Genomic DNA, 5802 nt, shown 5'->3' with positions numbered 1-5802 from the left:
TTATCAGCAAGCGTTACACTCAGCGCATTGAGCGACATAATCTGAATCTGAGACAACATCTGGCAAGGCTGGGACGGAAGTCACTGTCGTTCTCAAAATCGGTGGAGCTGCATGACAAGATCATCGGGCATTATCTGAACATAAAACACTATCAGTAAGTTGGAGTCATTACCTGAGAAATATTCTTAATTCTTCCATAGCTACTCCTTAGTAAACACAGCAAAGAATACCCATAGGTAAACAAAAGTCAATACCCACAGGTTGTTTACCTTGCAGTAATCGCATCTATTATTTACCTATGGACAAATATGAATTTAGACGACAGCAACTCATCAAAATTCGTGATGAGAAATGCGATGGTAAAGCGGTTAACGTGGCCAGAAAGATCGGGCGCGAGCCTTCTTATGTATCAAGAATGTTGTACCCAGAGGGGAAAAAGGGAAAAAAACGGATCGCTGATGATATGGTGGAGATTATCGAAGAGTCCTTTGGGTTACCCCGGGGATGGATGGATGGTATCGTTTCATCATCAACGAACACAGCCTCCAGTTATGAAACAAGGGTTCTAACGCCACGACAACGTATTTTTTTAGATCTCTTAGACGAACTGCCAGAAAGTGAAGCGGATAACTTATTAAAAACTCTTGAAGAGAAAAAACAGTATTACAATATGATCTACGAAGAAATCCGTAAAAAGAAAGCACAAAACGCATCATAGCTCACCAAACAACTAGTCACCAGTTAAGACACCGCAAAAAGTTACCCATGGGTATTTACTTTTTAAATACCTATGGGTATCCTTCTTTTCATACCAACCCACCCCGCCCCACAGAATGCAGGGCAATACTTCGAGTTACCAGGCAGTGGTCAGGGGTTAAGTAGCCAGCCCGAGGCGTAAGAACATGACGGCGGGATTCAAATTTTGCAGTGCAGCAGTTAGTTCCGCCACCCGGCGTTAAGGGGAGAGATAAGATGGTGCATTACGAAGTAGTTCAGTATTTGATGGATTGTTGCGGTATCACTTACAACCAGGCTGTGCAGGCTTTACGCAGCAACGACTGGGATCTCTGGCAGGCAGAAGTCGCTATACGTAGCAACAAGATGTGAGATTCGCAAAATGCAAAAAATCGACCTCGGCAACAACGAATCCCTGGTGTGCGGCGTGTTCCCCAACCAGGATGGAACGTTCACTGCCATGACGTATACCAAAAGCAAAACATTTAAAACCGAAACTGGTGCGCGCCGATGGTTGGAGAAGCACACAGTAAGCTAACGATTAAAACGTCTACTCCTGCTGTTCCAGAATAACTTCATAAAATGGGAGTATTTTTCGGTGACGAGATAATAAGAACAGTTTGCGCTATCACTCTGATGTTGAATGATGCCCTTCCGTTCTAATTTTTTCATAACCGGGTTACGGCAAGGAGAAGTGATAATAAGATTTCCTGTTTTAAGGAAATCTTTAAATACAGCGATTTCTTTCTCAGATAAACGAAGCAATACTCGTTGCTCTGGTAGTAATGAATAATGCTTTTGAATATGTGCTCGCAATCTTGAGAAGGAAATGGCGACCACGAAAGAAAAGGCAAAAACGATAATCTGAAAGAGCCAAGGTATTTCAGTATAAGCATTGAATGCGACAGTAAACTCTTTCGGTATCAGCCAGAGAGTGAGACCAAAAATGATAATCGTATACATAAGTCTTTCGAGTGGCTCGTTAGCAAAAAGTTTCAACAATGGAGTAAATACATCCAACATATCAATAACTCTCAACTGTAAGGGTATTGAAATGTTAACACAAGCTCTCGCTGTAGGGGTATAGCCGAGACCACCGAAGCCCGGAGGTGGTGAAATAAAACCGGGCACAACACGAAGGCGCATTTCCGATATCCATAAAGAGTCGGTCTTGTCTGTTAAATTTAAATGGTGGAGTGCGCCTCCGGTTGTAAATAACGACATTGCTGTGTGTAGTCCTGGCGGCATCAGTTTTTTTCTTGAAGTTCGGCTGATGTCCGCCCTTTTTAAAGTGAATTTTGTGATGCGGTGAATGCGGCTAAGCGCACGTGGCACAGTTAAAAGTCATGTTAGTCCTTATTGGTTTGGGTGGGAAAGCCGACTGTAATTGTTAACTGGTTGCAGTCACCTGGAGGCACCAGGCACCGCATCAACAAAGTTCATTTGTAAAAATGGAGATAATTATGATTGCACATCACTTCGGAACTGATGAAATACCACGTCAGTGTGTGACTCCTGGCGATTATGTTCTTCATGAAGGCCGGACATATATTGCCTCGGCAAACAATATTAAAAAGCGAAAACTATATATTCGTAACCTGACCACAAAAACATGCATTACTGACCGCATGATTAAAGTCTTCCTCGGTCGTGATGGTTTACCTGTAAAGGCGGAGTCATGGTGATGACTAAGAAAATAAAATGTGCTTACCACCTTTGCAAAAAAGACGTTGAAGAAAGCAAAGCTATTGAAAGAATGCTTCACTTCATGCACGGGATTTTATCAAAAGACGAACCGAGAAAATATTGCAGTGAAGCTTGTGCCGAAAAAGACCAGATGGCACATGAACTTTAATTAATTGACTATTCGAAACTGAATTTATGCCAGAAATGGCAGGTATTCGCTCAACCTTAATTAAGGAGAAAAACATGATTACCAATTATGAAGCCACTGTTGTAACTACCGATGACATTGTTCACGAGGTGAATCTGGAAGGAAAGCGCATTGGCTACGTAATTAAAACAGAAAATAAAGAAACCCCATTCACTGTGGTTGATATCGATGGTCCATCAGGCAACGTAAAAACACTTGATGAAGGTGTCAAAAAAATGTGCCTGGTGCATATCGGAAAGAATCTGCCCGCAGAAAAAAAAGCCGAATTTCTGGCAACTCTAATTGCAATGAAATTAAAAGGTGAAATCTGAAAGAAATAGCCTGCGTATGGCGCAGGCTATGAACAGTGTGTATCCGGCAAGATCATTCACTGAACAAAACGAATTTTAATCTGAGTTGAGGTTAAAAAACAATGAGCACAAAACCACTCTTCCTGTTACGGAAAGCGAAAAAATCATCCGGTGAACCTGACGTCGTCCTGTGGGCAAGCAACGATTTTGAATCGACCTGTGCCACTCTGGACTACCTGATCGTTAAGTCAGGTAAAAAACTGAGCAGCTATTTTAAAGCTGTTGCCACGAATTTTCCTGTCGTTAATGACCTGCCCGCTGAAGGTGAGATCGATTTTACCTGGAGTGAACGCTATCAACTCAGCAAAGACTCCATGACATGGGAACTAAAACCGGGAGCAGCACCAGACAACGCTCACTATCAAGGCAATACCAACGTCAACGGCGAAGACATGACTGAGATTGAGGAGAATATGCTACTCCCAATTTCTGGCCAGGAACTGCCCATTCGTTGGCTTGCTCAACACGGCAGCGAAAAACCGGTAACGCACGTTTCACGCGACGGACTCCAGGCATTACACAGTGCTCGGGCTGAAGAACTACCGGCTGTTACTGCCCTGGCTGTTTCCCACAAAACCAGCCTGCTCGACCCGCTGGAAATTCGCGAACTCCACAAACTGGTTCGTGACACTGACAAAGTTTTCCCTAATCCTGGTAATTCAAACCTGGGACTGATAACTGCTTTTTTCGAAGCATACCTGAACGCTGACTACACCGATCGAGGACTGCTGACAAAAGAGTGGATGAAGGGTAATCGTGTTTCACACATCACTCGCACGGCTTCCGGTGCTAATGCTGGCGGCGGAAACCTCACCGATCGCGGCGAAGGTTTCGTACACGATCTGACGTCACTGGCGCGCGACGTAGCCACTGGCGTACTGGCCCGTTCAATGGATCTGGACATCTATAACCTTCATCCGGCACACGCTAAACGCATTGAGGAAATTATCGCTGAAAATAAACCGCCCTTTTCTGTTTTCCGCGACAAATTCATCACCATGCCTGGCGGGCTGGATTATTCCCGCGCCATCGTGGTTGCGTCCGTAAAAGAAGCACCAATTGGGATCGAGGTCATCCCCGCGCACGTCACTGAATATCTGAACAAAGTACTGACTGAAACCGATCATGCCAACCCTGATCCGGAAATCGTGGATATTGCCTGCGGTCGCTCCTCTGCCCCGATGCCGCAGCGAGTAACAGAAGAAGGAAAACAGGATGATGAAGAAAAACCGCAACCATCTGGAACAACGGCAGTTGAACAGGGAGAGGCTGAAACAATGGAACCGGACGCACGCCATATGACGGCTGAACGTATGATCCGTATCGCCACCACAGAAATTCGTAAAGTTCCGGCGTTAGGAAACTGTGACACTATGAGTTTTGTCAGTGCGATCGTACAGTGTTCACAGCTCGGACTTGAGCCAGGTAGCGCCCTCGGTCATGCATATTTACTGCCTTTTGGTAATAAAAACGAAAAGAGCGGTAAAAAGAACGTTCAGCTAATCATTGGCTATCGCGGCATGATTGATCTGGCTCGCCGTTCTGGTCAAATCGCCAGCCTGTCAGCCCGTGTTGTCCGTGAAGGTGACGAGTTTAGCTTCGAATTTGGCCTTGATGAAAAGTTAATACACCGCCCGGGAGAAAACGAAGATGCCCCGGTTACCCACGTCTATGCTGTCGCAAGACTGAAAGACGGAGGTACTCAGTTTGAAGTTATGACGCGCAAACAGATTGAGCTGGTGCGCAGCCTAAGTAAAGCTGGTAATAACGGGCCGTGGGTAACTCACTGGGAAGAAATGGCAAAGAAAACGGCTATTCGTCGCCTGTTCAAATATCTGCCCGTATCAATTGAGATCCAGCGTGCAGTATCAATGGATGAAAAGGAACCACTGACAATCGATCCTGCAGATTCCTCTGTATTAACCGGGGAATACAGTGTAATCGATAATTCAGAGGAATAATTCAGGCTGGCGGTGTAATGCACCGCCAACTTGAAATATTTTTTATGAGAAAAATTATGAGATATGACAATGTTAAACCATGTCCATTTTGTGGTTGTCCATCAGTAACGGTGAAAGCCATTTCAGGATATTACCGAGCGAAGTGTAACGGATGCGAATCCCGAACCGGTTATGGTGGAAGTGAAAAAGAAGCACTCGAAAGATGGAATAAACGAACCACTGGAAATAATAATGGAGGTGTTCATGTATAAAATTACCGCCACTATTGAAAAGGAAGGTGGCACTCCTACTAACTGGACAATATATTCAAAATCTAAACTAACGAAATCAGAATGCGAAAAAATGCTCTCAGGTAAAAAAGAAGCAGGCGTTTCCAGAGAGCAGAAAGTAAAACTGATAAATTTTAATTGCGAGAAACTTCAGTCCTCGAGAATTGCATTGTATTCAAATTAAAACTTCATAGCTGATTATTAATAATCAACATCGGGCGTCAATTTCAGTCTAACATTGGCGCCTGCCAGAGGTGATGCGATGGCACAAGTAATCTTTAATGAAGAGTGGATGGTTGAATACGGCCTGATGCTTCGCACTGGTCTGGGGGCCAGACAAATTGAAGCATACCGCCAGAACTGTTGGGTGGAGGGCTTCCACTTCAAACGAGTATCTCCTTTAGGTAAGCCAGACAGCAAACGAGGGATTATCTGGTACAACTATCCAAAGATAAATCAGTTTATCAAAGACTCTGGATTTGCCCCTATATTTCCAGACACCTGTTATCACTTAACCCATTACTGGCCTGCTGCCGCAGATATTCCCGTGGCGAGCGATAACCCAGTGCACTATGCGGATGCCATTCGTTATA

Annotated in this window: 11 protein-coding genes and 1 pseudogene; 11 read left to right on the top strand and 1 reads right to left on the bottom strand. The window is 44.5% G+C overall.

Features of this window, described 5'->3' with window-relative positions:
• The 4 genes from K0778_RS24545 to K0778_RS24535 form a co-directional block, all read left to right on the top strand.
• Nucleotides 1–158 (top strand): IS1 family transposase (locus K0778_RS24545; RefSeq protein WP_213131679.1); only part of this gene is annotated, 158 nt, incomplete at its 5' end.
• A gap of 140 nt (nucleotides 159–298) precedes the next feature.
• A complete protein-coding gene (locus K0778_RS24540) occupies nucleotides 299–718 on the top strand; it encodes a hypothetical protein (RefSeq protein WP_000362155.1) in 420 nt (139 codons plus the stop codon).
• 254 nt (nucleotides 719–972) lie between these two features.
• The gene (locus K0778_RS27970) at nucleotides 973–1107 is read left to right on the top strand and encodes a phage protein (protein ID WP_000233809.1); all 135 of its coding nucleotides are present in this window, start codon (nucleotides 973–975) and stop codon (nucleotides 1105–1107) included.
• Nucleotides 1108–1117: 10 nt separating this feature from the next.
• Nucleotides 1118–1273, top strand: coding sequence for a YdaF family protein (locus tag K0778_RS24535; RefSeq protein WP_001169151.1), 156 nt, complete (start codon nucleotides 1118–1120; stop codon nucleotides 1271–1273).
• On the opposite strand, the gene K0778_RS24530 is transcribed toward K0778_RS24535, so the two are convergent.
• Nucleotides 1270–1758, bottom strand: coding sequence for a superinfection exclusion B family protein (locus tag K0778_RS24530; RefSeq protein ID WP_001312793.1), 489 nt, complete (start codon nucleotides 1756–1758; stop codon nucleotides 1270–1272). The two genes, K0778_RS24535 and K0778_RS24530, sit on opposite strands and share 4 nt — an antisense overlap.
• Nucleotides 1759–2198: 440 nt before the next feature.
• Between K0778_RS24530 and kilR the strand changes: the two genes are divergently transcribed.
• The 7 genes and pseudogenes from kilR to xisR all read left to right on the top strand — a co-directional run.
• Nucleotides 2199–2420 carry a killing protein KilR gene (gene kilR / locus K0778_RS24525; RefSeq protein WP_000560223.1) on the top strand — a complete coding sequence of 74 codons (222 nt, stop codon included), beginning with the start codon at nucleotides 2199–2201 and terminating at the stop codon, nucleotides 2418–2420.
• Nucleotides 2420–2590: a YdaE family protein gene (locus tag K0778_RS24520; protein WP_001352098.1), complete on the top strand. Its 171-nt coding sequence runs from the start codon at nucleotides 2420–2422 to the stop codon at nucleotides 2588–2590. Before kilR ends, K0778_RS24520 begins: the two co-directional genes overlap by 1 nt.
• Nucleotides 2591–2664: 74 nt before the next feature.
• Nucleotides 2665–2940, top strand: a complete 276-nt coding sequence (locus K0778_RS24515) for a protein RacC (protein ID WP_000632297.1) — start codon at nucleotides 2665–2667, stop codon at nucleotides 2938–2940.
• A 101-nt stretch (nucleotides 2941–3041) separates the two neighbouring features.
• Nucleotides 3042–4940, top strand: coding sequence for a recombination protein RecT (gene recT, locus K0778_RS28700; protein WP_072651387.1), 1899 nt, complete (start codon nucleotides 3042–3044; stop codon nucleotides 4938–4940).
• A 56-nt stretch (nucleotides 4941–4996) separates the two neighbouring features.
• Nucleotides 4997–5191 carry a type I toxin-antitoxin system endodeoxyribonuclease toxin RalR gene (gene ralR, locus K0778_RS24500; protein ID WP_001317028.1) on the top strand — a complete coding sequence of 65 codons (195 nt, stop codon included), beginning with the start codon at nucleotides 4997–4999 and terminating at the stop codon, nucleotides 5189–5191.
• Nucleotides 5184–5393: a double-strand break reduction protein RcbA gene (gene rcbA, locus K0778_RS24495; protein WP_063084424.1), complete on the top strand. Its 210-nt coding sequence runs from the start codon at nucleotides 5184–5186 to the stop codon at nucleotides 5391–5393. The genes ralR and rcbA overlap by 8 nt, the downstream gene beginning before the upstream one ends.
• Before the next feature lie 78 nt (nucleotides 5394–5471).
• Nucleotides 5472–5684 (top strand): annotated as a pseudogene (gene xisR, locus K0778_RS24490) (excisionase family protein); the annotation flags it as partial.
• Nucleotides 5685–5802: the final 118 nt, after the last annotated feature.

Source organism: Escherichia sp. XD33 (genome assembly GCF_019375075.1).
Classification (GTDB): domain Bacteria; phylum Pseudomonadota; class Gammaproteobacteria; order Enterobacterales; family Enterobacteriaceae; genus Enterobacter; species Enterobacter flexneri_A.
Note: the sequence above shows the minus strand (reverse complement) of the source record. Positions and strands in the feature narration are given on the sequence as shown.

What these genes read in the sequence shown, in the direction of transcription:
- K0778_RS24520 (WP_001352098.1), top strand. Translation starts at nt 2,420, where the DNA reads ATGACTAAGAAAATAAAATGTGCTTACCACCTTTGCAAAAAAGACGTT.
- K0778_RS24530 (WP_001312793.1), bottom strand. Translation starts at nt 1,758, where the DNA reads ATGTTGGATGTATTTACTCCATTGTTGAAACTTTTTGCTAACGAGCCA.
- K0778_RS24535 (WP_001169151.1), top strand. Translation starts at nt 1,118, where the DNA reads ATGCAAAAAATCGACCTCGGCAACAACGAATCCCTGGTGTGCGGCGTG.
- ralR (WP_001317028.1), top strand. Translation starts at nt 4,997, where the DNA reads ATGAGATATGACAATGTTAAACCATGTCCATTTTGTGGTTGTCCATCA.
- K0778_RS24515 (WP_000632297.1), top strand. Translation starts at nt 2,665, where the DNA reads ATGATTACCAATTATGAAGCCACTGTTGTAACTACCGATGACATTGTT.
- rcbA (WP_063084424.1), top strand. Translation starts at nt 5,184, where the DNA reads ATGTATAAAATTACCGCCACTATTGAAAAGGAAGGTGGCACTCCTACT.
- K0778_RS24540 (WP_000362155.1), top strand. Translation starts at nt 299, where the DNA reads ATGGACAAATATGAATTTAGACGACAGCAACTCATCAAAATTCGTGAT.
- K0778_RS27970 (WP_000233809.1), top strand. Translation starts at nt 973, where the DNA reads ATGGTGCATTACGAAGTAGTTCAGTATTTGATGGATTGTTGCGGTATC.
- recT (WP_072651387.1), top strand. Translation starts at nt 3,042, where the DNA reads ATGAGCACAAAACCACTCTTCCTGTTACGGAAAGCGAAAAAATCATCC.
- kilR (WP_000560223.1), top strand. Translation starts at nt 2,199, where the DNA reads ATGATTGCACATCACTTCGGAACTGATGAAATACCACGTCAGTGTGTG.